This window comes from Micromonospora sp. DT63 (assembly GCF_049841615.1).
In the GTDB taxonomy this organism is placed as follows: Bacteria; Actinomycetota; Actinomycetes; order Mycobacteriales; family Micromonosporaceae; genus Micromonospora.
The window spans coordinates 208425-233755 of the sequence record NZ_JBNCKQ010000004.1 but is presented as its reverse complement, the minus strand read 5'-3'; the positions used below and the strand labels follow the sequence as shown (position 1 = coordinate 233755).

The following is a 25331-nucleotide window of genomic DNA, read 5'->3' as shown; positions in this document are numbered from 1 at the left end:
AAGGTTCAGCCCGCGCCGCCGCCTTCGTGGCCCGGGATCGACCGCAGCGCGGCCCACAGCTCGGACCGGCCGGTCACGCCGAGCTTGGTGTAGATCCGCTGCAGGTGGTTCTCCACAGTGCGGGCGGAGAGATAGAGCCGCTCGGCGATGGCCTTGCTGGTCGCACCGTGCGCGGCGAGGCGGGCCACCTGCCACTCGCGTTCGGTGAGCACCGGCGCCCCGGCCCGCAGCGCCGGCGTGCGGATCAGGTCGTACCGGCCGAGCAGCCCGGCCAGACGCTCGCGCGCCTCGCCGGCCGCCACCGACTGTTGCTGGCGTAGCCGCTGCAGCGCCTGGGCGGTGGCCTCGGCGGCGTACACCGTCAGCTCCAGCGCGGCGTAGTCGTCGGCGACCGCGAGCAGATCCGCGGCGGAATCGGTCACCGCGGCCCGGGCGTGCCGGGCCAGTAGCGGCGGGAGCACCCCGTCCACCTGCTCGGACAGCTCGGCGAGGCGCTGCGCCACCGTGCGCCGCCCGCCGTCGGAACAGGTGGGCCCGACCGCCGCGCCGGCCTGGTCCAACCGGACCAGGTCGTGCAGAACGTGCACCTCGTGCCCGGCGAAACCGTCCGCCCGCAGCCGGTCGGCCAGGTCGTTGAGCTGCTTCACCGCGCCCGGCAGGTCACCCGACGCGGCGAGCACCGCGCCCCGGGCCTGCTCCAGCCATGGGTAGAGCACCGCCATGCCCGGCGCGTGGGTGCGGTCGGCCTCGGCCATCGCCTCGGCCGCCTGCGCCGCGTCGCCACGCAGCGCCGCCGCCTGGGCCCGCTCGGCCTGGGCCAGACCGGCGTAGACCCGGCTGGTCGCCAGCACCGCGCAGGCGCCCAACGACGTCCGCATCGCCGAGTCGCTCTGCCCGCGCAGCCGCGCGGCGTACGCCTGGAGGATGGCCAGGTATCCGGTGCCGAGTCGGAAGTCACCGGCACCGGCCAGGTCGGCGAACTCGTCGGCCACGATCGCGTCGATCCCGACGAGGTCGCCGGTGAGCATGAGCCGGGTGCCGCGGGCCAGCTCCAGGGCCAGTTGCAGGTACGGCATGTCGGTGCGCCAGCTGGCCGCGGCGGAGTGCACCTGCGCGATGGCCGCACCGCTGCGCGTCAGCTGACCCTGGGCCGCCTGGACGTACGCGATGGTGCTGCGCGCCAGTTCACGGGCGGCGATGCTGGCCGCGGGCCGATCGAGCACCCGCTGACTGAGCCGTACGGCGGTGGTCGTGTCGAGCCGGTGCAGCCGCATGATCGCCTCGAAGGCGTGCACCCGGGCGCGGTCGGCCGAGTCGCCGAGCTGCTCGACCCGGCTCGCGATCTCCTCCACGGTGGACTCCCGGCTGAGCCCCCAGTAGCTGACCATGCCGCGGACGGTCAGCCACCGGCAGAGCCGCCGCTCGTCCCCGGGCTCCAGGGTCACCGCGTCGAGAACGGTGATCGCCTCGTCCGGTCGGTCGGCGAACATCAGAATCGTGGCCAGCAGCTCCGCCGCGTCCGAGCCGCCGTCGGCGTTCAGCGCGGCCCGGGCCAGCCGGGTCGCCAGCGGTACGTCGTAGCGGGTGAACGCCTGCATCGCGGCGTCCACGAGCAGGGCGGCGTCCTGTGCGGTGCCCGAGTCGAGCCGCCAGACCGCCACCCGCAGCAGGTCGTCGCGGCGGCGCTTGCCGACCTGTTCCAGCAGCTCGGCGAGGTGCGCCTGGAGGCGTCTGGTGCGGCTGACCGGGCACCGGCGACGCATCACCTCGCCGTAGAGCGGGTGGGCCAGGCGTACGTTGGTCCGCCGGTCGTGCTGGATGACGGTGATCAGGCCGCGCTCCTCGGCGCACTCCACATCGGACTGCTCGGCGGCCTGGTTGAGCAGGTGCAGGCCGAGTGGCTCACCGAAGGCGACCAGCTCGACGACCGTACGAACGCCGTCGGTGAGCTGCCCGACGCGGGTGTCGATCAGGTCGGTGAGGCTGGGCGCCAGCTCCAGCCGCCCGGTCCACTTCCAGATCCCGTAGGTGCGCTTCAGCTCCTCGCTGCCGCTGGCGGCGTGCACCAGCTCGCGCAGCAGCAGCGGGTTGCCTGCCGACAGCCGGCCGAGCCGGTCGGCGGAACCGGCGTCGACCGGGCCGCCCAGGATCGCCGCCAGCAGGCCGGCGGTCTCCGACGGTGGCATGGGGGTCAGCTCGACGTGCTCGACCAGGTCGTCGGTCCAGAGTGCCCGGATCGGCAGCGGGATCTGTTCGCCGTCGCGCAGGGTGCCCACGACTGTGGCGTTGTCGGCGCGGGCGACCAGATGCACCAGCGCCGCGGAGGGTGGGTCGAGCAGGTGCGCGTCGTCGATGGCGAGCACGATCCGGCGGCCGGCGGCCTGCTGTTGCAGAACGCCGAGCGCCCAGCGGAGTATGCCGGCGGGGGAGAGGCCCTGGGGCTGCTCCGCCGGGAGGACCTGCACCAGCCCACCGAACGGCAGCGCGGCAGTGGTGGCGCTGGCCGCGATGGACCAGATCGCGTACCTGTCGGTGGGCAGGGTGTTGACCCCCTCGCGCAGCAGCCGGCTCTTGCCGATGCCCGCGCTGCCGCTGAAGAAGAGCCCTCGGCCGGCCTCGCCGGTCACCGCCGCCAGCAGGCGGTTGAGCTCGTCGGTCCGGCCGACGAACTGCCATCGACTCATCCGGGCAGCATATCCATCGAATTCCGTCCGCGCCCGCATCGTCACGCACCGAAGTTGAGTAGCGGCACAATTACCGGTGAGTATCCGATGTGTTCCGCCTGGTCGGCCGGCCGAACGTACTCTTCCGGCATCCGGGTAGTGTCACCGGAATTTCCACGCGACCGGCGTGCCGGTCGCCTGCCCCGGGAGGCCACCCGATGCAGCAGGGCCCTCTCCCCTCGCTCGACTCGCCCGGCGACATGGCCAGCTCAGCCGACCCGCCGAGCTGCGCCCCGCTGCCCACCGATCTCGGCGTGCCGGTTGCCCGCGCGGACGAGCCGCTCGGCGTGGTCGCCGTCGGCCCGGCCGGCGCGGACCGGCGCGCGGTCCTCGCCAGCCTCGTCGGGCTCGACCCGGTGATGCTCACCGTGCCGGCGGGCAGTTGGCTGCTGGTCCGGCACGCCCAGGTGCCCACGCGGGCAGCCTTCGTCCCCGGCTACCGCCAGCCGCACTCGTACGGCGCGGACCGGGACGCCGCCGGCCCGGCGTTGGCCCGGCCACCGCGGCGGGTCGAGCTGAGCGTGCCCGAACCCCTGCTGCGCCACTTCACCCTGATCGACACACCGGACACGGGCGCGCTCGGCGTGGCCGGCGTCCGGGTGCTGCGCGAGGCGGTCGGCCGGGCCGGCGCGCTGCTCTTCGTGATCGCGGCCGACCAGGCGTTCACGGCCCAGGAGCTGAACCTGCTCGCCGAGGTGGCCGCCGCTGCAGTGGAGGTCGTCTTCGCGGTGACGCCGGGTGCGGCGGGTTGGGCGCCACCGGCCGACGGCGGGGCGCTGACGGAGGACGCGGGGGCGTCCGTCTCGCCGGCCGACGGCCGGCCGGGGGAGGTGGACCCGGTGGCGGTGATCGTCGAGGCACACCGGGCGGCGCTGCTGGCCGCGGTCCCCTCGCTGGCGGGCTCGCGGTGGTTCCCGGTCGACGGCGCCGATTCCGCAGCCGACCTGCGCCGGGCGCTGGTGGGCTGGTCGGCGAACGAGGGGTTGCAGCGGGCCAGCGCCGATCCGCCGGTGCTGCCGGGGCAGCACGACCGGGTGGCGGTGTCCGCCGAGCCGGGGGACTGGTCCGAGCGGCTCGACCGGCAGACCCGCTCCTGCTCCCAGCGGATCCGCCAGCACCTGGCGCTGGAGCTGGCGAACATCCACCTCCGGGCCGTCCAGGAGATCGTCTTCGGGGTCGGCTGCGCCGGCCTACCGGACCTGCTCGACCGGGAGATGGCGGCGCTGTCGCTGCTGGCCACCGCCCAGTGCGACCACGCGGTACGGGGCATCGTGGCCGACACCGCCGCCCAGGTGCTCGGCGGGACACCGGCGGAGGGCGTCCGCCGCCGGATCGCCACCGCCGTCCAGTACGGCCTGGCGGATCACCGCTCCGGGCGCGACCTGGACCGGGTGCTGCTGATCACGAGTACGGCGGGTGTGGCCGGACTGACCGGCACGGAGGCGATCGACGCGCTCGCCGGCTATCCGACGGTGACCCGTGACGAGGTGCTTCCGCCGGTCGCGGTGGCGCTCTCCGGCGGGTGCTGGCAGCAGTGGCGTACCCCGGGCAACGATGACCACAGCGCCGCGCGGGCCTGGTCCCAGCGGGCGTTGCGGGAGGTCGAGTTGGAGCTTTCCCGGGAGATCTCCCGACGGTTCGAGGTGATCCGTCTCTCGCTGGGCGTGGTGCTCTCCGATGCGGTCGACCACGGCATCCTGCTCGCCTGACGGCGTGGCCATCTCCTGGCTCGGGCCCGTACCGCGCCCCGGCTCCGACGGGGTGCGGGCCGACTCCGGGGTGGCCACGGCGGGTGATCCTGGTTCGCCCGGCGTTCCGGTTCCTCGGTTCCGGGAAACCGGTGGCACGATGGGGGGCATGGCGGCTCCACAGGTTGCACCGGTCGAGACGCCGGCCACTGACGAGGTGCCGGCGCCCGACCGGCAATGGGTGACGATCGTGTGGGACGACCCGGTCAACCTGATGACGTACGTGACCTGGGTCTTCCAGAAGCTGTTCGGCTACAGCCGGGAGAGGGCGGAGCAGCTCATGCTGGACGTGCACCACAAGGGCCGCGCCGTGGTCTCCACGGGGGCCCGGGAGCGGATGGAGCACGACGCGTCGCAGTTGCACGCGTACGGGCTGTGGGCGACGGTGGACCGCTCGTGAGCATGTTCCGGCGCCAGGCCGGCCGCTATGTCGCCACCTTCGCCGTGGACGAGGTGCGGGTGCTGCGCAAGGTCGCCAGCGAGGTGGTCGGCCTACTCACCGACGGTTTCGACCACACGGACCCGGTCGTGGGCCGGCTGTTTCCGGCCGTCTACCCGGAGGATGCGAGCGGCACCGCCGAGTTCCGCCGCTACACCGAGGGTGATCTGAAGACTGCCAAGATCGACCAGGCGGGGGCCATCCTGGCCGCGCTGCCCGACGAGGCCGGCGGCGAGGTGCGGTTGGACGCCGAGGCCGCCGAGGCGTGGCTGCGGGCGCTCAACGACGCGCGGCTGGCGATGGGCGTCCGGCTGGAGATCAAGGACGGCACGGATCTGGGTGAGGAGCTGGACGACGCGGTGACCGAGGATCCCGGTTCCAGCCGGGTGTTCCAGCTGTCGGTCTACGCGTATCTCGGGTATCTACAGGAGTCGCTGCTCAACGCCTTGATCGACTAGGCGTGACCGGCACCACTTCAGGGCCCGCCCGCTAGGCGTTAGGCTGGTGCACGTGCTGAGCATCGACCGGTCGATCATTGACGCGATCGTCGCCCACGCGCGCCGGGACCACCCCGACGAGGCGTGCGGCGTCGTCGCCGGTGCCGTCGGCAGCGACACCCCGACCCGGCACATCCCGATGGACAACGCCGCCCGGTCGATGACCTTCTACGAGTTCGACTCGATGGAGCATCTGCGGGTGTGGCGGGAGATGGACGACCGGGACGAGGAGCCCGTGGTCATCTACCACTCGCACACCGCCACCGAGGCATACCCGTCCCGGACGGATGTGTCCTTCGCCGGCGAGCCGGGCGCGCACTACCTGCTCGTCTCGACCCGTGAGCCCGACTCGGAGGAGATCCGGTCGTTCCGGATCGTCGACGGCGTGGTGACCGAGGAGCCGGTCCAGATCGTGGAGGCCGGGATCGACCCGCACGCCGTGCAGTCCTACATGTTCGGGCAGAGCCCGGCGACGGTCGACTACGAGTGTTCCGGCCGCTGACCCGTCAGCGTTCGCACCCGTTCTCCGTCCCGTCACCGTTGGCACACCCGTTTGAGGAGCACGACATCATGGCCATCGAGGTTCGCATCCCCACCATCCTGCGCAGCTACACCGGCGGCGCCAAGGTCGTCGAGGGTGCCGGCGACACGCTGGCAGACCTGCTCACCGACCTGGACTCCCGGCACGCCGGGCTGCGTGGCCGCCTGGTCACCGAGGCCGGCGCACTGCACCGTTTCGTGAACGTCTACGTCAACGACGAGGACGTCCGCTTCCTCGGCGCGCTCGACGCGAAGCTCTCCGACGGTGACAGCGTCACCATCCTGCCGGCCGTGGCCGGCGGCGCGTTCGGTTTCGCGGCGGCAGCGGCGATCAGCTCGCACAGCGCCGCGGCAGCCGCGATCAGCTCGCACCGCGCCGCGACCGCCGTCGCCGCGCGCTGAGGGCGGCCGCCATGGCGCGGTACGACAGCCTCCTCGACGCCTGTGGTGGCACGCCGCTCGTCGGTCTGCCCCGGCTCTCGCCGACGGTGCCCGACGGCGCACCGCCGGTGCGGCTCTGGGCGAAGCTGGAGGACCGGAACCCGACGGGCAGCATCAAGGACCGCGCGGCGCTGTTCATGGTCCGCGCGGCGGAGGAGGCCGGCCGGCTCCGGGCGGGTGACACCATCCTGGAGCCGACCAGCGGCAACACCGGCATCTCGTTGGCCATGGTGGCCAAGCTGCGCGGGTACCGGCTGGTCTGCGTGATGCCCGAGAACGTCTCCACCGAGCGGGTCCAGCTGCTCCGGATGTACGGGGCGGAGATCATCTTCTCGGCGGCGGCGGGCGGCTCCAACCAGGCCGTCGCGACGGCCAAGCAGATCGCCGCCGAGCACCCGGACTGGGTGATGCTCTACCAGTACGGCAACGAGGCCAACGCGCGGGCGCACTACGAGACGACAGGTCCGGAACTGCTGCACGACCTGCCCACCATCACGCACTTCGTGGCCGGGTTGGGCACCACCGGCACCCTGATGGGCACCGGGCGCTACCTGCGCGAGAAGGTCGAGGGCATCCAGGTCGTGGCGGCCGAGCCGCGCTACGGCGAGCTGGTCTACGGCCTGCGCAACATCGACGAGGGGTACGTGCCAGAGCTGTACGACGCCTCGGTGCTGTCCCGGCGCTTCTCGGTCGGCACCCGGGACGCGGTGCTGCGTACCCGTCAGCTCGTCGAGGTGGAGGGCATCTTCGCCGGCTTCTCCACCGGGGCGATCCTGCACGCCGCGCTCGCGGTGGCGCACGAGGCGGTCCGCGACGGCCGGCGGGCCGATGTGGCGTTCGTGGTCTGCGACGGCGGCTGGAAGTACCTGTCCACCGGCGCGTACGGCGGCACCCTCGCGGATGCCGAGGACGCGCTGGAGGGTCAGCTCTGGGCCTGATCGCAGGGGTCTTGCGCGAACGGGCCGTCGGCGTACGCGTCGGTGGCCCGTTTGTCGCACCTGGGCTGTGAGCGGGTGTCACGTTCGTGACAACTTCCAACGGATGATTCTTGTCCTCGGGCACCCCAGCGTAGGCTGCGCAGCGTGGCGTACGCGTCGGTAGAGATCATTGCCGGGACGACCGCCGGCACGGCTGCTACTGACAGTGACAGCGAGACGACCCGATGCGACTGACTGTCCTGGGGTGTGCCGGTAGCTTCCCCGGCCCCGAGTCGCCGTGCTCCGCCTATCTCGTCGAGGCGGACGGCTTCCGCCTCCTGGTCGACTTCGGCCCGGGGTCGCTGTCCAGCCTCCAGCGCTACGTGGGGCTGCACGCGCCCGACGCGATCCTGCTGACCCACCTGCACTGTGACCACATCCTCGACGCCGCGTCGTACGTGGTGGTCCGCCGGTACGCCCCGGACGGCCCCTACCCGCCGTTGCCGGTGTACGCGCCCTCCGGCGCACCGGACCGGCTCAGCGCCGCCTACGGCGACGACGGCACGGTGGAGGACGTCTACCAGTTCTACGCGTTGCAGCCGGGCACGTTCCCGATCGGGCCGTTCACCGTCACCGTCGACCGGGTCAACCATCCCGTCGAGACGTACGGCGTGCGGTTGGAGCACGGCGGTCGGTCGCTGTGCTACTCGTCGGACACCGCGCCCTGCGACGCGTTGCTGCGCCTGGCCCAGAACGCCGACGTGTTCCTGTGCGAGGCCAGCTACCTCGACGGCGTGGACAATCCTCCGGACCTGCACCTGACCGGCCGCGAGGCGGGCGAGACGGCGACCAAGGCGGTGGTGGGGCGGTTGCTGCTCACCCACCTGGTCGCGGCGTGGGGCAGCGAGGCGCACACGTTGGAGTCGGCTGCCGCCGCGTACACCGGCCCACTCGAGGTGGTCCGGGCCGGCGCCAGCTACGACATCTGACCGCCTCGCGGCGGTGTTGTGCCGTACTGTTCGCCGGCCGGTCAGCGGCTGGTCGCCTGGGGCACCCGTGGCACCAGCACGGTGTGGGCATGCGGATCGCCATCGTGACCGAGTCGTTCCCGCCGGACGTGAACGGCGTCGCGCACTCCGTGGTGCGCACGGCGGAGCACCTGCTGGCCCGGGGCCACGAACCGGTGGTCATCGCACCCGCACCGCCCGGGGCGGCAGGGCGGGACATCGAGGGGTCGCCGTACCCGGTGGTGCGCATCCCGAGCGTGCCGTTGCCCCGTTACCAGGGTTTCCGGCTGGGCGTGCCGACCACCACCCGGCTGGCGGGGGCGTTGCTGTCGGCGGCGCCCGACGTGGTGCACCTGGCCAGTCCGTTCATCCTCGGCGCCCGCGCGGCAACCCTCGCCAGCCGGTACGGGCTGCCCATGGTGGCGGTGTACCAGACCGACGTGGCGGCCTATGCCAGGGCGTACCGGGTGAGCTGGGGTGAGGCCGCCGCGTGGCGACGGCTTCGGGAGATCCACAATCTGGCGCAGCGGACCCTCGCGCCGTCGACCCGGGCGGCCGCCGACCTGATCGCCAACGGGGTGCAGCGGATCTGGCTGTGGGGCCGGGGCGTGGACGCCGTCCGGTTCGATCCGGCCAAGCGGTGCGACGACCTGCGGCGTCGGCTGGCCCCCGGCGGGGAGCTGCTGGTCGGCTACGTCGGCCGGCTGGCCCCGGAGAAGCGGGTGGAGCTGCTGGCGGCGACGTCCCGGCTGCCGGGCGTGCGGGTCGTGGTGGCCGGCGACGGCCCCGCCCGCCGCCAGCTGACCCGGGCGCTGCCGGGGGTGGACTTCCTGGGGGTGCAGCACGGCGAGGACCTGGCCCGGCTCTACGCCAGCCTGGACGTGTTCGTGCACACCGGGCCGCACGAGACCTTCGGCCAGACCCTCCAGGAGGCGCTGGCCTCCGGGGTGCCGGTGGTCGCGCCGGCCAGTGGCGGGCCGGTCGATCTGGTCGACTCGGGAACGACCGGGCTGCTGGTCCCGCCGGCCGACGGCGACGCCCTCGCCGCCGCGGTGGCCGAGTTGGCCGGGGACGCCGACCGGCGGCGGGCGTACGGGGTGGCCGCCAGGGCCGCGGTCCGCCGACGCAGTTGGGCGGCCGTCGGCGACGAGCTGGTCGGGCACTACCGGGCGGTACGCGCCCAGGGTGCCACCGTGGGCCTGCCGGCCGCGTCGTGACGGGGACGGCCGGCGGGCTGCGGATCGTCCGGCTCGCGAACTTCGTGACCGCGCGCTCCGGTGGCCTGCGCACCGCGCTGCGCCACCTCGGCGAGGGCTACCGCGCGGCGGGGCACGATCCGGTGCTGGTGGTGCCCGGTCGACGCGACGCACACGAGTGGCACCCGTGGGGTCGGGTGGTGACCCTGCCCGGCGTGGAGCTGCCCGGCACCGGCGGTTACCGGCTGCTGGTTGGTCGGCGGCGGCTGGCCCGGGTGCTCGCCGAGCTGGCGCCGGACCGGCTGGAGGTGTCCGACAGGTCGTCGCTGCGCTGGACGGGGAACTGGGCGAAGGCGCACGGGGTGCCGTCGGTGATGGTCTCGCACGAGTCGCTGACCGGGCTGCTCGGCCAGTGGGGTGTGCCGGACGTGCTGCGGCGGCCGGTCGCGGACCGGCTCAACCGGGCCACCAGCCGGGCGTACGACCGGATCGTGTGCACGACCCGGTGGGCGGCCGAGGAGTTCGACCGCATCGGCGCCGACAACGTGGATCTCGTGCCGCTCGGGGTGGACCTGGACACCTTCCACCCCGACCGGGTCGACCCGGCGATGCGGGAGCGCTACGCCGACCCGACCGAACTGCTGCTCGTACACTGCGCCCGGTTGTCTCCGGAGAAGCGGCCGGAGCTGGCGGTCGAAGCCCTCGCCGAGCTGCGCCGCTCGGGCGTGCCGGCGGTGCTGGTGCTGGCCGGGGACGGGCCGTTGCGGGCGTCGCTGGCCCGCCGGGCCGCCGGCCTGCCGGTCACGTTCACCGGTCACCTGCCCGACCGGGCGGCGGTGGCCGCGCTGCTCGCCAGCGCGGACGTGGTGCTCGCGCCCGGCCCGGTGGAGACCTTCGGCCTCGCCGGGCTGGAGGCGTTGGCCTGCGGCACCCCGGTGGTGGTGAACGCCGCGAGCGCGTTGCCCGAGGTGGTCGGCTCGGCCGGGATCGCCGCATACGGTTCCGGAAAGTCGATGGCCGAGGCCGTGACCCGCCTCGTGGCCCGGCCGGAGGCCGCGCGACGGCGGGCCGCCCGGGCCCGGGCACAGGAGTTCGGCTGGCCGGCGGCGGTCGCCGGATTCCTGCGGGTGCACGACGCGGACACTGCTCGGGACACCCAGGGGGAAGCGGATCGCCGCACCGCATAGGGTGCAGGGCATGGCGCGACCTGACGGGCGAGGGCCCTCTCAACTCCGACCGGTGACCCTGACCCGGGGCTGGAGCACCCATCCGGAGGGCTCGGTGCTCGTCGAGTTCGGCGGCACCCGGGTGCTCTGCACGGCGAGCGTCACCGAGGGCGTGCCCCGCTGGCGCAAGGGCTCCGGGCTCGGCTGGGTGACCGCCGAGTACGCGATGCTGCCCCGGGCCACCAACACCCGCTCGGACCGGGAGAGCATCAAGGGTCGGGTCGGTGGGCGCACCCACGAGATCTCCCGGCTGATCGGCCGCAGCCTGCGGGCCAGCATCGACCTCAAGGCGCTCGGCGAGAACTCGGTAGTGCTCGACTGCGACGTGCTCCAGGCCGACGGCGGCACGCGCACGGCCGCGATCACCGGCGCGTACGTGGCGCTGCACGACGCGGTGGGCTGGCTGGCCGCCCGCAAGGCCCTCGCGGGCAAGCCGGAGAAGGTGATGCACCGGTCGGTGGCGGCGGTCAGCGTGGGGATCATCGCGGGGGAGGCCCGGCTCGACCTCTGCTACGAGGAGGACGTGGCCGCCGAGGTGGACATGAACGTGGTGTGCACCGGTGCGGGCGACTTCGTCGAGGTGCAGGGCACCGGTGAGGCGGGCGTGTTCGCCCGCGACCAGCTCGACAGCCTGCTCGACCTGGCCGTGGCGGGGTGCGCGGATCTGGCCGAAGCCCAGCGCAAGGCACTCGCGTGAGCGCGAGGAGTGAGCTTGCGAGCCCCGCAGTCGCGAACGAAGGTGAATCCGCATGAACAAGGTCCTGCTGGCCACGCGTAACCGTAAGAAGCTGGTGGAGCTTCAGCGGATCCTGGACGGCGCGCTCGGCGCGCACCGGATCGCCCTGCTCGGCCTCGACGACGTCGACGAGTATCCGGAGCTGCCGGAGACCGGCCTGACTTTCGGCGAGAACGCGCTGATCAAGGCGCGGGAGGGCTGCCGGCAGAGCGGGCTGCCGACCATCGCCGACGACTCCGGGCTCGCGGTCGACGCGCTCAACGGCATGCCGGGGGTGTTCAGCGCCCGCTGGTCCGGCCAGCACGGCGACGACCGGGCCAACCTTCAGCTGGTGCTGGACCAGATCGCCGACGTCCCGGACGAGCAGCGCGCCGCCTCGTTCGTCTGCACCGTGGCGTTGGTGCTGCCCGGCGGCAAGGAACACCTCGTCGACGGCCGGCAGTCCGGGCGGGTGCTGCGTGCGCCGCGTGGTGACGGCGGGTTCGGCTACGACCCGATCTTCCTGGGCGACGGACAGGACCGGACCAACGCGGAGCTGACCCCGGCGGAGAAGGACGCCATCAGTCACCGGGGCAAGGCGCTGCGCGAGCTGGCCAAGCTCGTCGCGAAGGTGCTGCCGCCCGCCGCCTGACGATCGTTGAGGTGCTGCCGCCCGCCGCCTGACCCGCGGCGGGCGACAGCGACCCGCGGAGGTCAGCCCAGCGGGCCGACCTCCCGTTCGATGGCGGCGCGCAGCTCCGGCCCGGCCAGCACCGCGCGGGCGGCCTCCAGCACCGGGGCGAGGAACACGTCCGGGCCGGGTTCACCGGCGGCCGTGCCCAGGGCGGCGACGGCGGCCCGGCCGGCCGGCGACGGCACCAGCGGTGCGCGCAGTTGCAGGCCGCGTACGCCGGCCAGCAGCTCGACGGCGAGCAGGCTGGTCAGGTTGTCCAGCACCGTGCGCAACTTCTTGGCCGCCGCCCAGCCCATCGAGACGTGGTCCTCCTGCATGCCGCTGGTGGGCAGCGAGTCCACCGAGGCGGGGGCGGCGAGCCGGCGGTTCTCCGCGACGATCCCGGCCGCCGTGTACTGGGCGATCATCAGGCCGGAGTTGACCCCGGCGTCGGGGGAGAGGAACGCGGGCAGTTCCCGGTTGCGGGCCACGTCCAGCAGGCGGTCCACCCGCCGCTCGGCGATCGCGCCCACCTCGGCGGCGGCGATGGCGAGGAAGTCGGCGGCGAAGCCCAGCGGCGCACCGTGGAAGTTTCCGGTGGACTCGACCCGGCCGTCGGGCAGCACCACCGGGTTGTCCACCACCGACACCAGCTCCCGTGCCGCGACCGTGCGGACGAAGTCCAGGGTGTCCCGGGCCGCGCCGGCCACCTGCGGCGCACAGCGCATCGAGTACGCGTCCTGCACGGCGTGCGCCAGGTCGTCGCGGTGCGAGTCCATGACCCGGGAGTCCTGCAACAGCCGGTGGATGTTCGCCGCCGACGCCGCCTGGCCGGGGTGCGGACGGATGGCGTGCAGCTCGGGCAGGAACGGCCGCTCCGAGCCGAGCATCGCCTCGATGGCCAGCGCTGCCGTTACGTCCGCCATGGCGAACAGGTGCGCCGCGTCGTGGATGGCCAGCAACAGCATGCCGAGCATGCCGTCGGTGCCGTTGATCAGCGCCAGCCCCTCCTTGGCGGCCAGGTCGATCGGCTTGAGCCCGGCGGCGGTCAGCGCGTCGGCGGCGTCGCGCCGCTCGCCGTCCGGGCCGAGCACCCAGCCCTCACCGAGCAGCGCGAGCGCGCAGTGCGCCAGCGGCGCCAGGTCGCCGGACGCGCCCAGCGAACCGTGCTCCGGCACCCACGGGGTGATGTCGTGGTTGAGCAGGTCGACGAGCGCCTCGGCGACCAGCGGGCGGACCCCGGAGCGGCCCAGGGCGAGCGAGCGGACCCGCAGCAGCATCATGGCCCGGACCACCTCGCGCGGCATCGGGGCGCCCACCCCGGCGGCGTGCGAGCGGATCAGCGCGTGTTGCAGTTCGGCCCGTCGCTCCGGCGCGACGAACGTGTTGGCGAGCGCGCCGAACCCGGTCGACACGCCGTACACGGGCCGCCCGGCGGCCTCGATCCCGTCGACGATCGCGCGGCTGGTCGCCATCGCGTCCCGGGTGGCCGGGTCGAGGGACACCGTGGCGGTGCCGCGCGCGACCGCGAGGACGTCGTCGGCGGTGATACCGGTGGGTTGAATGATCACGGTCGTCACTGGGGAACTCCGTTGCGTATTACCTGGTGGATCAGGGGGACACCGGGCCGGTAGGCCAGGTGCAGGTAGGACGGCGCGTCCAGGACGACCAGGTCGGCCCGCGCGCCGGGGATGAGCACGCCGACGTCGTCCCGGCGCAGGGCCCGTGCGCCGCCGGCGGTCGCCGCCCACAGCGCCTCCGCCGGGGTCATCCGCATCTCTCGGACGGCGAGGGCGATGCAGAACGGCATCGACGAGGTGTACGACGAGCCGGGGTTGCAGTCGGTAGCCAGCGCCACGGTGACTCCGGCGTCGAGCAGCCGGCGCGCGTCCGGGTAGGGCGAGCGGGTGGAGAACTCGGCGCCGGGCAGCAGGGTGGCCACGGTGCTGGTGCCCGACCCGTCGCTGTGGGCAGTGCCGGCGAGCGCGTCGATGTCGGCGTCGGACAGGTGGGTGCAGTGGTCCACGCTCGCCGCGCCCAGCTCCACACCGAGCTGGACGCCCGGGCCGGGGCCGAGCTGGTTGGCGTGCAGCCGTACGCCCAGCCCGGCGGCCTGCCCGCAGGCCAGGATGGCGCGGGCGTGGTCCACGTCGAAGGCGCCCCGCTCGCAGAACACGTCGATCCACTTCGCGTACGGTGCGGCGGCGGCAAGCATCGGTCCGCAGACGAGTCCGACGTAGTCGTCGGGGCGGTCGGCGTACTCGGGGGGCACCACGTGGGCGCCGAGGAACGTGGTCTCGCTGCTGGTCTCGGTGGCGATCCGCAGCGAGCGGGCCTCATCGGCGACGTTCAGGCCGTACCCACTCTTGATCTCGATGGTCGTGGTGCCCTGGCGCAGCGCCTCGCCGCGCAGCCGGCGCACGGTGGCCCGCAGCTCGTCGTCGGTGGCGGCCCGGGTCGCGCCGACAGTGGTGCGGATGCCACCGCCGGTATAGCGCTCGCCGGCCATCCGGGCGGCGAACTCGGCGGCCCGGTCCCCGGCGAAGACCAGGTGCGCGTGGCTGTCCACGAAGCCAGGCAGCACGGCGGCGCCACCGGCGTCGATCCGCCGGTCGGCGGCCGGCGCGTACGCGGCCGGCCCGACCCAGGCCACCCGGCCCTCCTCGATCAGCACGGCCGCCTTGCGGCGGATGCCCAGCGGGCCCTCGCCGACGCCGTTGGTGACCAGTTCGCCGATGTTGTCGACCAGCAGACTGCTCATGAGGGGATCACCGCCTCGATGGCCGCCGACAACTCGGCAGGCACGTCGACGCTCAGGTGCCGGCCCTCGGCCACCACCACGCGGCCGTCCACCACCACCTGGTCGACGTCGGCCGCCCCGGCGGCGAAGAACGTCCCCACCGGCGGCACCCCGGCGGTGCGGGCGCTGTCCAGTCGTACCGTGACCAGGTCGGCGCGGGCGCCCACGGCGATCCGCCCGGCGTCGGCCCAACCCAGCGCGGCGTGCCCGGCGGCGGTCGCCATGGTCAGCAGGCCCGCCGGCGTGAAGTGGCCACGGCGGCGGGTGCGCAGCCGCTCGTCCAGCTCCACCGCCCGGGCCTCCTCGAACAGGTCGATCACGGCGTGGCTGTCGCTGCCCAGGCTCAGCCGGATCCCCGCGTCCGCCATCTGCCGGGCGGGGCCGATGCCGTCGGCGAGGTCGCGTTCGGTGGTCGGGCAGAGGCACACCCCGGTCCGGCTGTCGCCGAGCAGCGTCAGGTCGCCGCTGGTCGGATGGGTGGCGTGCACGGCTGTGGTGTCCGGCCCGAGCACCCCGTGCTCGGCGAGCAGCGCGGTGGGCGTACGCCCGTGCACGGCCCGGCACTCGTCGTTCTCGGCGGGCTGCTCGGAGAGGTGCACGTGCAGCGGCGCGTTCCGCTCCCGGGCCCAGTCGGCGACCGCGCGCAACTGCTCGGCGGGGACCGCCCGCACCGAGTGCACGGCCGCGCCCACCCGGACGTGCGGGTCCGCCGGTGCGAACGCCGACACCCGCTGCGCCCAGCGGGTCGCGTCGCCGTCGCCGAAACGCCGCTGCGGCCCGGCGAGCGGCCGGCCGTCCACTCCGGCGCTCAGGTAGCAGGCGTCCAGCAGGGTGAGCCGGATGCCGGCGTGCGCGGCGGCCTCGACAAGCGCCGCCCCCATCGCGTTCGGGTCGTCGTACGCGCCGCCGTCGGGCCGGTGGTGCAGGTAGTGGAACTCGCCGACGCCTGTGACCCCCGCGAGGGCCATCTCGGCGTACACGGCGCGGGCCAGCGCCAGGTAGGTGTCCGGGTCCAGCCGGTCCGCCACCGCGTACATCCGGTCCCGCCAGCTGAAGAAGTCGCCCCGGCCACCGTGGGTACGCCCGCGCAGCGCCCGGTGGAAGGCGTGCGAGTGCACGTTCGCGAGGCCCGGCAGGGTCAGGCCGGGCAGCGGCACGGCGTCGGCGTACACGTCCACACCTGCGCTCGGCCGGCCGGGCGCGGCCAACGCGGTCACCGCGGTGATCACCCCGGCGTCGGTCTCGATGAGCACGTCGGGCGTGGGCTGGGCGAGATCGGGCAGCCAGGCGTACTCGGCGAGCCAGCGCGTCGGGGTCACCGGCATGTCAGCTCCTTGAGCACGCGGGCCAGCGCGCGCACCCCGGCGGCGCAGTCGTCGTCGGTCGCGGCCTCGGCGGGGGAGTGCGACACCCCGGTGGGATTGCGGACGAAGAGCATCGCGGTGGGCAGGTGCGCGGCGAGCACCCCGGCGTCGTGCCCCGCACCGGTCGGCAGCACCGGCGCGTCGAGCAGCGTGGCCAGGCGTCTGGCCAACTCACCGTCGAAGGCGACGAGCGGGGTCACCGACTCCTCGGTGACTGTCACCTCCGTACCGTCGCGGCGGGCCCGCTCGGCGAGCTTGCCGCGCACCGCGTCGACAAGCCCGGTCAGCGTCTCCGGGTCGGCGGCGCGGGCATCCAGCCAACCGGTCACCTTCGACGGGATCGCGTTGGTGGCGTTGGGTTCGACCGCGACCCGGCCCACTGTGGCGTGCGCCCCGCGCAGCCGGGCCTCCTTGTTGGCCGCCAGCACAGTGAACGCGTAGGTCAGCATCGGGTCGCGGCGGTCGGCCATCCGGGTCGTACCCGCGTGGTTGCCCTCGCCGACCACGTCGAAGCGCCAGCGGCCGTGCGGCCAGATCGCGCTGGCCACCCCGACCGGCGCGTCCGTGTCGACGAGCGCGCGGCCCTGCTCGACGTGCAGCTCCACGAAGGCGCCGATCCGGCCCAGCAGATCCGGCCGGGCGCCCGCCGGCGCCGCGCCGAGCGCGTCGGCGAAGCTCACCCCGGCCGCGTCGCGCAGGCCGGCCGCGCGGTCGGCCGCGAGCGCGCCGGTGAGCAGCCGCGAGCCCAGACAGGGTACGCCGAAACGGGCACCCTCCTCCTCGACGAACGCGCCCAGCACCAGCGGCCGGACGGGGGTGACGCCGGCGGCGCGCAGCTCGTCCACGGCCAGGAACGCGCTGACGATGCCGAGCGGCCCGTCGTACGCCCCGCCGTGCGGCACCGAGTCGAAGTGGCTGCCGGTCAACACCGCGTCGGCGCCCTCGGGGTCACCCCAGTGGGCGAACAGGTTGCCGTTGCCGTCCTCGGTGACCGGCAGCCTCCGCCGCTGCGCCTGCGTACGGAACCAGGCCCGCAGCTCCTGCTCCGGCTCGGTCAACGCGTAGCGCAGGTAGCCGCCGCTGCCGGCGTCCCGTCCGACCGACGCGATCTCGTCCCACAGGGCCCGGAAACGGGCGGAAAGGTCGTCGCTCACGCGGGTCCCCCTTCCGTCATGGGCACCCGGACCCCGGTGCGCTCGGCCACCTCGCGGGCGCTGTCGTAGCCGGCGTCGACGTGTCGGATGACGCCCATCGCCGGGTCGTTGGTGAGAACCCGCTCGATCTTCTGCCCCGCCAGGGCGGTGCCGTCGGCCACGCAGACCTGCCCGGCGTGGATCGACCGCCCGATGCCCACGCCACCGCCGTGGTGGATCGACACCCAGGACGCCCCGCTGGCCGTGTTTACCAGGGCGTTGAGCAGCGGCCAGTCGGCGATGGCGTCGGAGCCGTCGGCCATGCCCTCGGTCTCCCGGTACGGGCTGGCGACGCTGCCGGTGTCCAGGTGGTCACGACCGATCACCACCGGGGCGGAGAGCTCACCGGACGCGACCATGTCGTTGAACCGCACACCCGCCCGGTCCCGTTCGCCCTGACCGAGCCAGCAGATCCGGGCCGGCAGGCCCTGGAAGGCGACCCGCTCGCCGGCCAGCTTGATCCATCGGGCCAGTGACTCGTTCTCCGGGAACAGGTCCAGGATGGCCCGGTCCGTGGCCGCGATGTCGGCCGGGTCGCCGGAGAGCGCCGCCCACCGGAACGGGCCCCGGCCCTCGCAGAACAGCGGCCGGATGTACGCGGGCACGAAACCGGGGAAGTCGAAGGCCCGCTGGTAGCCGCCGAGCTGCGCCTCGCCCCGGATCGAGTTGCCGTAGTCGAACACCTCGGCGCCGGCGTCGAGGAAGCCGACCATCGCCTCGACGTGCTTCGCCATCGACGCACGGGCCCGGTCGGTGAACTCGGCCGGCTTCGCGGCGGCGTAGTCGCGGGCGTCGGCCAGCTCGACCCCCACCGGCAGGTACGCCAGCGGGTCGTGCGCGCTGGTCTGGTCGGTCACGATGTCGATAGCGACGCCCCGGTTGAGCAGCTCGGGAAAGACCTCGGCGGCGTTGCCGACGACGCCGACGCTCAACGCCCGCCGCTCCCGCTTCGCCGCGAGGACCCGCTCGACGGCGTCGTTGAGGGAGTCGGCCACCTCGTCGAGGTAGCGGTCGTGCACGCGACGGTCGAGCCGGGTGCGGTCCACGTCCACGATCAGGCAGACGCCGCCGTTCATGGTGACCGCGAGGGGCTGCGCGCCACCCATACCGCCGCAGCCGGCGGTCAGCGTCAGCGTGCCGGCGAGGGTGCTTCCGAACCTCTTCGCGGCCACCGCCGCGAACGTCTCGTAGGTGCCCTGGAGGATGCCCTGAGTGCCGATGTAGATCCACGAGCCGGCGGTCATCTGCCCGTACATGGTCAGGCCGAGCTGTTCGAGGCGGCGGAACTCCGGCCAGGTGGCCCAGTCACCGACCAGGTTCGAGTTGGCCAGCAGCACCCGGGGCGCCCACTCGTGGGTGCGCATGACGCCCACCGGGCGGCCCGACTGCACCAGCATCGTCTCGTCCTCGCGCAGGTCGGTGAGCGTACGGACCAACGCGTGGTACGACGGCCAGTCCCGCGCCGCCTTGCCGGTGCCGCCGTAGACGACCAGATCGTCGGGGCGTTCGGCCACCTCCGGGTCGAGGTTGTTCATCAGCATCCGCAGGGCGGCCTCCTGCTGCCACCCGCGGGTGGTGAGCTGGCTGCCCCGTGCGGCGCGAATGGGCTGGGTCATCTGCGGTCTCCTCCGGTCAACCGAGGAACAACTGTCGGCGGGCCGCGGAGGCTTCGAACGCCTCCAGACGGCGTTGGGTGTCGGCCGGCGCGGCGTCGCAGATCGCCTGCAACAGCACCATGGCCAGGGTCATCGGGGCGGTGTGCAGGTCGAAGACGAGCTGGGCGCCGACGGCGGCCGGCAGCAGCACGTCGGCGTGTTCGGCGGCCGGGCTGACCGGCGAGTCGGTGATCGCCACGACGGTCAGTCCGGCGGCACGCGCGTCGCGCAGCGCGTCCAGGGTCTCGCGGGGGTAGCGGGGCAGCACGAAGGCGAGAACGGCGGACGCCCCGGCCTCGGCGGCCTGCTCCAGGCGGTCGGTGAGCAGGCTGCCGCCGTCGTCGAGCACCCGTACGTCCGGGTGCACCTTGGCGGCGAAGTAGGCGAAGTACGCCGCCAGCGGCGCGGCGGCGCGCAGGCCGAGCACCGGCAGCGGTCGGCTGGTCGCGAGCAGCCGGCCGGTCTCGGCGATCCGATCGGTGTCGGCGAGCTGGCCCGCCAGCCGGTCGAGGTTGCCCATCTCGGCGCGTACCGCCTGCTGGAGCTCGTTGCCGGCGTCCGTCGGCCCGCCGGGCGTCGTGCTGGTGAGGTCGCGCAGCCGGCGGCGCAGCGCCGGATAGCCGTCATGGCCGAGCGCGACGGCGAACCGGGTGACCGACGGCTGGCTGACCCCGGCCAGTTCGGCGACCTCCGCCGCGGAGAGGTACGCCACGGTCGGCGCGTGTTGCACGAGACAGTGCGCGATCCGGCGTTGGGTCGGGGTGAGCCGTACGCCGTCGAACAGGTGGAACACCTGTTCGGCCGACGCCTGGACAGCTCCTTCATTCACTCCGTGACTCTATGCATGAAAACTTTCAGAGGGCAAGCGGCTACGCGGACAGGCTGGATGCCACAGCCGGGGCGGCCATCGATTCGGCAGCGTCGGCGAGCGACATACCCGTGTGGATGGCCAGCCTGGGTGCCGAGCGGATCCCGACGAAAACAGGTGCCCAAGAACCCGGTCCCTGCTGGTTTGCTGGGGAGAGCGAACGTCGTCGGTGTGGGCGAGAGTGCCGTCGGCGAGGGGTCCGGACGAGTGTCGGGCCGACGACCGCCGGGCCGGTGGGCGAGCGCGCTCTCTGTAGTATCCGCACGGCGGTTGAGCAGAGGAGTGCGCATGCAGCCGGTTGGCCCTTACAGGTTCACCCACATGCTGGGCGTCTGCCCTGCCGGGAAGGCATGGGCGGCTATCGACGGGCAGGGCCGATTGGTGACGATCGCCGTGCTGGACGCCGCCGTAGCCGGCACGCCGGGCTGGCGCGAGTCCTTCGCCGCAACGTCCAATGCGTTGGCACAGGCTTCCGGTGGCCAGGCGTTCGCGTACGCCGATTTCTCCGCCACCGAACCGTGGGTGGCGTACCCCGCGGAGGTCGGTCCGGGCGCGGAGCGGTTGTTCCGAGCGCTCGGTCAGGAATACCAGCCGATTCCGGCGGAGGGTGGTGCCACGGCCCCGGTTTCCGGGATACCGCAACAGGTGTCGGGCATTCCCCAGCAGGTCTCGGGGATACCGCAGCAGGTCTCGGGCATTCCCCAGCAGGTGTCTGGTGTCCCGCAGCAGGTATCGGGGCCGCCGCAGCAGGTTTCCGGCGTTCCGCAGTTGACTTCGGGACCGCCGCCGGCGCCGTGGGCGCTGCACGCCGGTCCGTCCGCTGCAGTCCCCGCCCCGACACCCGTGCAACCCGACGCTGACGCGCCGCAATCGCCCGCCGCTGCGCCGGTGGATGCGCCGTCCCATGATCCGTTCTCCGGCTCGATCCGCAGGATCCGGCCGTCGGAGCCGCCGAAGCGGCAGGCCGGGCTCTGGGGCGGACTGGTCGCGCTCGTGCTGGTGGTGGCCGTGGCCAGCGGCGGCCTCGTCTGGATACTCTCCGACGACGAGCCGGCTGGGCCCGGTACGCGACCGACGAGCGGCGTTACCGCGTTTCCGACGGCCGCCGCCGTGGATCCGCCGCTGAAGCCGTGGGCGCAAGCCGCGCCGTACAGCCCGGAGGAGCGCGCCCTGGCGGTCGCCGCGCCGTCGTTGGTCTTCGTCGAGGCGGTGTTCACCGGCTACGTCCGCGACGCCAGCACCAATGCACCGGTCCGGGCCACGCCGATCAGCTTCAGCCGCCGGTGCAGCGCATTCGTGGTCACGCCGGACGGGCATGCCCTCACCAGTAGCGCCTGCGTCAAGCCAACGCAGGACAATGCCCGCCAGATCGCCCTCGACGCCGTGGCCCGGATGCTCGTGCGCGAGAACCAACTGGACGCCGCGCAGGTCGAGACCTATGTGCGTACCAACCTGAGCAAGACCAGGTTCACCGGCATCGACCCCGGGACCGAGCCGGTCACCGAGATTCGTGGTCAGCTCAACACTGCCAAGGGCAATCTGACCACCGACACGGCGATCCCGGCGCAGGTAATCCGGACCCTGCCCAACGAGACCGGGAACACCGCGCTCATCAAGCTTGCGGGGGAAAACCTGCCCGTGGCGGAACTCAATCAGTCGGCGAGCCTCGCGGAAGGCAGTTCGCTGCTGATCCTGGGCTTCACGACCGCTGACACCGACTTCCGCACAGCCTCCTACGGCCCGCAGTCGAAGCTGGTGGACATCACGAGCACCGGCCGGCGGGGCCCGGTGTCCATCTACCGGATCAACCAGGATCTCGGTGCCAGCTCCCATGGCGGCATCGCGCTCGACCCGACCGGCCGGGTCGCTGGCATGATCGACCAGGACCAAGCCCGCCCCGACCGGGCGAATCGGGTGGTGGTGCCGTCGTCGGCCCTGGGCACGCTGCTGGGCGAGGCCGGCGTCGCCAACAGGCTCGGTGATTCCGACAAGCTCTACCGCAGTGCCCTTGACGCCTATTTCGCCGGCGAACACTCGACCGCTATCGCTCAGTTCAGCACCGTCGCGCAGACCTCCCCGGCCAACCTCCTCGCCAAGGCGTACCGGCAGAACGCCGTGGAACGGCAGCAGAACGAAATCGAATCGGGCAACCGGACGACGTGGCCCATGGTGCTGCTCGCCGCCGCCGGCGGTGCGCTGTTTGTCGGTCTGGTCGTCCTCGTGGTGATGCTGGTCCGGCGCCGTAGGAACGTGTGATGACCGGTTCGCTCGACCGAGAAGTGGCGCCGGGGGCCGGCCCGACAGAGCCGTCCTTCCGGCCCATCTCGGCGTTCCTCTCCACCGTCATCGTGGTGGTCGTCGGCGCACTGCTGGTGCACGTGCTTCTCGAGACGTGGGCCCAGGTGCTCACCGGGCCAACGAGCGAGGATCCGCGGGTCAACCTGGATAGCGCCGCGCAGTGGCCCAAGCAGTTGAAGACCGCCCTCTACCTGGGGCTCGCGGCATTGACCGTGGCCAAGGTCGCCACCGACCGCCTGTGGCACCGGTTTCGTACCGGTGCCGACCTCGCCCTGGTGGCGCTGGGGCTGGTGATGGTGCTCACCGGAGTGGTCAACGACTCCTCCACGTCGCTGATGGGCGAGGCGCTGTTCGTCTACTTCCGCGGCGTCATCGTCTTCTACGCCTTACGCGCTGCCGAGCTGAATCAGACGATGATTCGCCGTCTGTTGCTCGTGGTGGCTGCTGTGGTGGGCGTCAACGTACTGCTCGCACTGGTCCAGATGGTCGTCGGTCGCCCGGCCTACCGTGCCCTAGGCTGGGTGGATCTGACCTGGGCGGATCAGAGCCGCGCGCAGGGTCTGCTGTCCCATCCGAATCACCTCGGTCACGTCCTGGGGCTGACTCTGCTCGGCGTCGTCGCGTGGGTGGCGACCACGACCGAAGTCCGACGGCGTTGGTGGGTGGCGGGTGCCGTCATCGCCGTCGCCATGTCAGCTACCCAGTCCCGGGAAACCCTGCTGGGTGTGTTGATCGGCGCGGCGGTCGTCGCGGTGGTGGTCCGGAGCAACCTCCGACGGATCCTCGCCGTCTGCCTGCTCGTGGTTCTGTGTACGGTCACACAGATCGCCGTCCGCCCGGACAACCGGGCCGAGTGGGAACGCCGCATCGGCAACGCGTTCTCGAGCTTTAACCACCCCGCCGGAAGCGAACCGTCCCGGCCTGCGGCGGCACCCGGTACGACGCCGGGGCCTCCCACCGTCAGGCCCTCGGCCCCTGTCACAGCGAAGCCGTCCACACCGGCCACGGGTAAGGCCAGTGGCCTCAAGGCCTCGGTGAAGCCGTCGTCATCTCCCCGGCCGGGCGGTTCCGCATCTCCCCGGCCGGGCGGTTCCGCGCAGCAGGCCACGTCGCCGAGGGCGGTCACGCCGACGGCCACTCGCTCGCCGGCTCCGGTCCGCGAGATCCGGGTGCTCTACCTCCAGCAGGCAGCGAACATTCTGCCGCGTCAACCCGTTCTCGGCTTCGGTATCGGTCAGTTCGGTGGTGTGGTTGCCGAGAAGAACAATCCCAACTGGCACAAGAACCCGAAACTTGGTCCAGGCGGCTTCAATCGCTACGGCTTCCAGGCCGTTCAGGTCGACTCGTTCTGGCTGCATCTGATCATGGAGGTCGGCGTCCTGGGGTTCGCCACCTACCTGGTGTGGCTGTTCCTCGTTGCCAGACCGCTCCTGTCCCGGCCGCGGCATTTGCATCAAGTGGACCGACGCATACCGCCCACCGTCCTATGGGGAATCGCCGCCCTCGTATTCGCCTGTATCGTCGGCTTCTTCTCGCCCTCGATGGAGGATCCGTTGCTCCCGCCGCTGCTCTGGACGGTCGTCGGGCTCGCGTGGTGGGCCGAGCGCCAGCCTGCGGCTGTCGATCAGGAGCCAGACAGAGAAGGTGTTGCGGCCGCGGGTAGCGGTCGCCCCGCAGGGGCGCAGGAGGCCGAGACTCTCGTCCTCGCCACTGACGAGATCCTGGCTACCGCACGTCAGATGCGTCCTCCGACCGAATCCACCTGAGTCGGTCCGACACGGCCCGCGTGACCCTCCGTCCACTTTCGGTAGTGGTGCGGTGGTGTGAGCATCGTTAGAATCCATCTGCCGCGCACGGCGTCCACATCGGCGTCCATCGGTGTGACGGTCCTCCGGAGCGTCGCCAGGACGGCCAGCAGTGACCATCACGGGGGTTTTGGGCATGGGCGATAGCAGCAGAGTCGACGGCTCGTTCGACGGGCGGGTTCCGACCTGTGTGGACGCCATCCCGGACGGCGGTCGGCGCTCGCCGTGAGCGACAGCGTTTCCGTTCTGAGGGCCGCGCAGGTGACCAACCAGGACGGCCATGCGCCGCCGCGATGCCCGGGGGTGTCCGGCCACGACATTGACGCGCCGACTGTTGGTCCCAACGAGCCCGTGCGCACGGCGGTCGACGCGCCGACGGTCGGCCTCATCGAGCCAGTACGACGGATCACCCCGGCAATCTCTGTGTGCATCGCCGTGCGCGACCGCCCGGAGCTGCTGGTCACGTCGATCCGCAGTGTCCTCGGTGGCACCTTCGACGACTTCGAGGTCGTCGTGGTCGATGACGGCTCCACCGTCCCTTCCCAGGAGTGCCTGGCAGCCGCCGGTCTTCTGGCCGACCAACGCATTCGGCTCGTCCGTCAGAAACCCTCGGGCATCAGTGCGGCCCGCAACACGGCGCTGCGCGTCGCCCGCGGTCGGTACATCACCGTCCTCGACTCCGACGACGAGCTCACCGAAGACGGTCTGAGCCACATCCAGGACTTCCTGATAGCGACCGGCGCCGTATGGATCTACACCGACTATCGGGAACTGGCCGGCGGTTCCGTCCGGCAGATCCGCCTTCCGTCCTATCCGACGGCACGCCGCATGCTCTGGTCGGTCCTGGCTCGCCCCCGGCTGCCGTTCAAGCACTCCGGCATGTCCATCGATCGGGAGCTGCTGATCCGGTTGGGCGGATACGACGAGAAACTGCCCATCAAGGTGGATGTCGAACTCGTCCTGCGGGCACTCGCCAGCGGCGTTCATCTGACTCATCTCGGGCATCCGGTCGTCCGGTTCCATCGGCACGTCGGGAGTATCAGCCGGCATCGGCTCGCCGGGCTCGCCGTCTGGTTCCAGCTGATCAGCCGGTACACCCGACCCCGCGTGCCGGGTCTGGCGCTGGGCATCAAGATGCTCCGCGCAGCCAGCGAGATCGGCAAGTTGCTGGTCGCCGCGCTCGGGCGGTGAGCCGCCGTCAGCAGCCCGGCCGCCCCTGCGGTGGC

General features: G+C 72.7%; 21 protein-coding genes. 14 read left to right on the top strand and 7 right to left on the bottom strand.

What is annotated here, in order from left to right; translation table 11 throughout:
• Window positions 1-5 precede the first annotated feature (5 nt).
• Entirely contained in the window at window positions 6-2684 is a 2679-nt protein-coding gene (locus tag ACLQ27_RS16865; protein WP_425867536.1) for a LuxR C-terminal-related transcriptional regulator, read from the bottom strand.
• Window positions 2685-2881: 197 nt separating this feature from the next.
• Between ACLQ27_RS16865 and ACLQ27_RS16860 the strand changes: the two genes are divergently transcribed.
• From ACLQ27_RS16860 to rdgB, 11 genes are all read left to right on the top strand, one after another.
• Entirely contained in the window at window positions 2882-4432 is a 1551-nt protein-coding gene (locus ACLQ27_RS16860; RefSeq protein WP_357493995.1) for a hypothetical protein, read from the top strand.
• Window positions 4433-4580: 148 nt separating this feature from the next.
• Window positions 4581-4871 carry an ATP-dependent Clp protease adapter ClpS gene (clpS, locus tag ACLQ27_RS16855; protein WP_234581506.1) on the top strand — a complete coding sequence of 97 codons (291 nt, stop codon included), beginning with the start codon at window positions 4581-4583 and terminating at the stop codon, window positions 4869-4871.
• Window positions 4872-4873: 2 nt separating this feature from the next.
• The gene (locus ACLQ27_RS16850) at window positions 4874-5368 is read left to right on the top strand and encodes a DUF2017 domain-containing protein (RefSeq protein WP_234581563.1); all 495 of its coding nucleotides are present in this window, start codon (window positions 4874-4876) and stop codon (window positions 5366-5368) included.
• Between the two features lie 52 nt (window positions 5369-5420).
• Window positions 5421-5909 (top strand): M67 family metallopeptidase, encoded by a 489-nt coding sequence (locus ACLQ27_RS16845; RefSeq protein WP_308195324.1) that lies wholly within the window; start codon window positions 5421-5423, stop codon window positions 5907-5909.
• Window positions 5910-5977: 68 nt separating this feature from the next.
• The gene (locus tag ACLQ27_RS16840; protein ID WP_425867534.1) at window positions 5978-6349 is read left to right on the top strand and encodes a MoaD/ThiS family protein; all 372 of its coding nucleotides are present in this window, start codon (window positions 5978-5980) and stop codon (window positions 6347-6349) included.
• Between the two features lie 11 nt (window positions 6350-6360).
• The gene (locus tag ACLQ27_RS16835; protein WP_357494000.1) at window positions 6361-7326 is read left to right on the top strand and encodes a PLP-dependent cysteine synthase family protein; all 966 of its coding nucleotides are present in this window, start codon (window positions 6361-6363) and stop codon (window positions 7324-7326) included.
• A 224-nt stretch (window positions 7327-7550) separates the two neighbouring features.
• Entirely contained in the window at window positions 7551-8294 is a 744-nt protein-coding gene (locus ACLQ27_RS16830) for an MBL fold metallo-hydrolase (RefSeq protein ID WP_357494002.1), read from the top strand.
• A gap of 89 nt (window positions 8295-8383) precedes the next feature.
• Window positions 8384-9529 (top strand): glycosyltransferase family 4 protein, encoded by a 1146-nt coding sequence (locus tag ACLQ27_RS16825; protein ID WP_357573198.1) that lies wholly within the window; start codon window positions 8384-8386, stop codon window positions 9527-9529.
• Window positions 9526-10695, top strand: coding sequence for a glycosyltransferase (locus ACLQ27_RS16820; protein ID WP_425867531.1), 1170 nt, complete (start codon window positions 9526-9528; stop codon window positions 10693-10695). The genes ACLQ27_RS16825 and ACLQ27_RS16820 overlap by 4 nt, the downstream gene beginning before the upstream one ends.
• A 10-nt stretch (window positions 10696-10705) precedes the next feature.
• Entirely contained in the window at window positions 10706-11431 is a 726-nt protein-coding gene (gene rph, locus ACLQ27_RS16815; protein ID WP_357573196.1) for a ribonuclease PH, read from the top strand.
• A 52-nt stretch (window positions 11432-11483) separates the two neighbouring features.
• On the top strand, window positions 11484-12101 hold the full coding sequence (rdgB, locus tag ACLQ27_RS16810) for an RdgB/HAM1 family non-canonical purine NTP pyrophosphatase (RefSeq protein ID WP_425867529.1): 618 nt from the start codon (window positions 11484-11486) through the stop codon (window positions 12099-12101).
• Window positions 12102-12163: 62 nt separating this feature from the next.
• On the opposite strand, the gene hutH is transcribed toward rdgB, so the two are convergent.
• Genes hutH through ACLQ27_RS16780 form a run of 6 tightly spaced genes read right to left on the bottom strand, consistent with a single transcriptional unit; the run spans window position 12164 to window position 19963 of the window.
• On the bottom strand, window positions 12164-13702 hold the full coding sequence (gene hutH / locus ACLQ27_RS16805; RefSeq protein WP_234581498.1) for a histidine ammonia-lyase: 1539 nt from the start codon (window positions 13700-13702) through the stop codon (window positions 12164-12166).
• On the bottom strand, window positions 13699-14883 hold the full coding sequence (gene hutI, locus ACLQ27_RS16800; protein ID WP_425867527.1) for an imidazolonepropionase: 1185 nt from the start codon (window positions 14881-14883) through the stop codon (window positions 13699-13701). Before hutI ends, hutH begins: the two co-directional genes overlap by 4 nt.
• Window positions 14880-16247, bottom strand: a complete 1368-nt coding sequence (locus ACLQ27_RS16795; protein WP_425867525.1) for a formimidoylglutamate deiminase — start codon at window positions 16245-16247, stop codon at window positions 14880-14882. Before ACLQ27_RS16795 ends, hutI begins: the two co-directional genes overlap by 4 nt.
• The gene (locus ACLQ27_RS16790; RefSeq protein WP_425867523.1) at window positions 16238-17440 is read right to left on the bottom strand and encodes an allantoate amidohydrolase; all 1203 of its coding nucleotides are present in this window, start codon (window positions 17438-17440) and stop codon (window positions 16238-16240) included. The genes ACLQ27_RS16795 and ACLQ27_RS16790 overlap by 10 nt, the downstream gene beginning before the upstream one ends.
• Window positions 17437-19095 (bottom strand): urocanate hydratase, encoded by a 1659-nt coding sequence (hutU, locus tag ACLQ27_RS16785; RefSeq protein WP_357494019.1) that lies wholly within the window; start codon window positions 19093-19095, stop codon window positions 17437-17439. The genes ACLQ27_RS16790 and hutU overlap by 4 nt, the downstream gene beginning before the upstream one ends.
• 16 nt (window positions 19096-19111) lie before the next feature.
• The gene (locus ACLQ27_RS16780; RefSeq protein ID WP_425867521.1) at window positions 19112-19963 is read right to left on the bottom strand and encodes a MurR/RpiR family transcriptional regulator; all 852 of its coding nucleotides are present in this window, start codon (window positions 19961-19963) and stop codon (window positions 19112-19114) included.
• 327 nt (window positions 19964-20290) lie between these two features.
• On the opposite strand from ACLQ27_RS16780, the gene ACLQ27_RS16775 reads away from it, so the two are divergent.
• The 3 genes from ACLQ27_RS16775 to ACLQ27_RS16765 all read left to right on the top strand — a co-directional run bounded on the left by ACLQ27_RS16775 (window position 20291) and on the right by ACLQ27_RS16765 (window position 25296).
• Entirely contained in the window at window positions 20291-22258 is a 1968-nt protein-coding gene (locus ACLQ27_RS16775; protein WP_357494023.1) for a trypsin-like peptidase domain-containing protein, read from the top strand.
• A complete protein-coding gene (locus tag ACLQ27_RS16770) occupies window positions 22258-24066 on the top strand; it encodes an O-antigen ligase family protein (protein WP_357494025.1) in 1809 nt (602 codons plus the stop codon). Before ACLQ27_RS16775 ends, ACLQ27_RS16770 begins: the two co-directional genes overlap by 1 nt.
• A 300-nt stretch (window positions 24067-24366) precedes the next feature.
• Window positions 24367-25296 carry a glycosyltransferase gene (locus ACLQ27_RS16765; RefSeq protein WP_357494027.1) on the top strand — a complete coding sequence of 310 codons (930 nt, stop codon included), beginning with the start codon at window positions 24367-24369 and terminating at the stop codon, window positions 25294-25296.
• The last annotated feature ends 35 nt before the right edge of the window (window positions 25297-25331 follow it).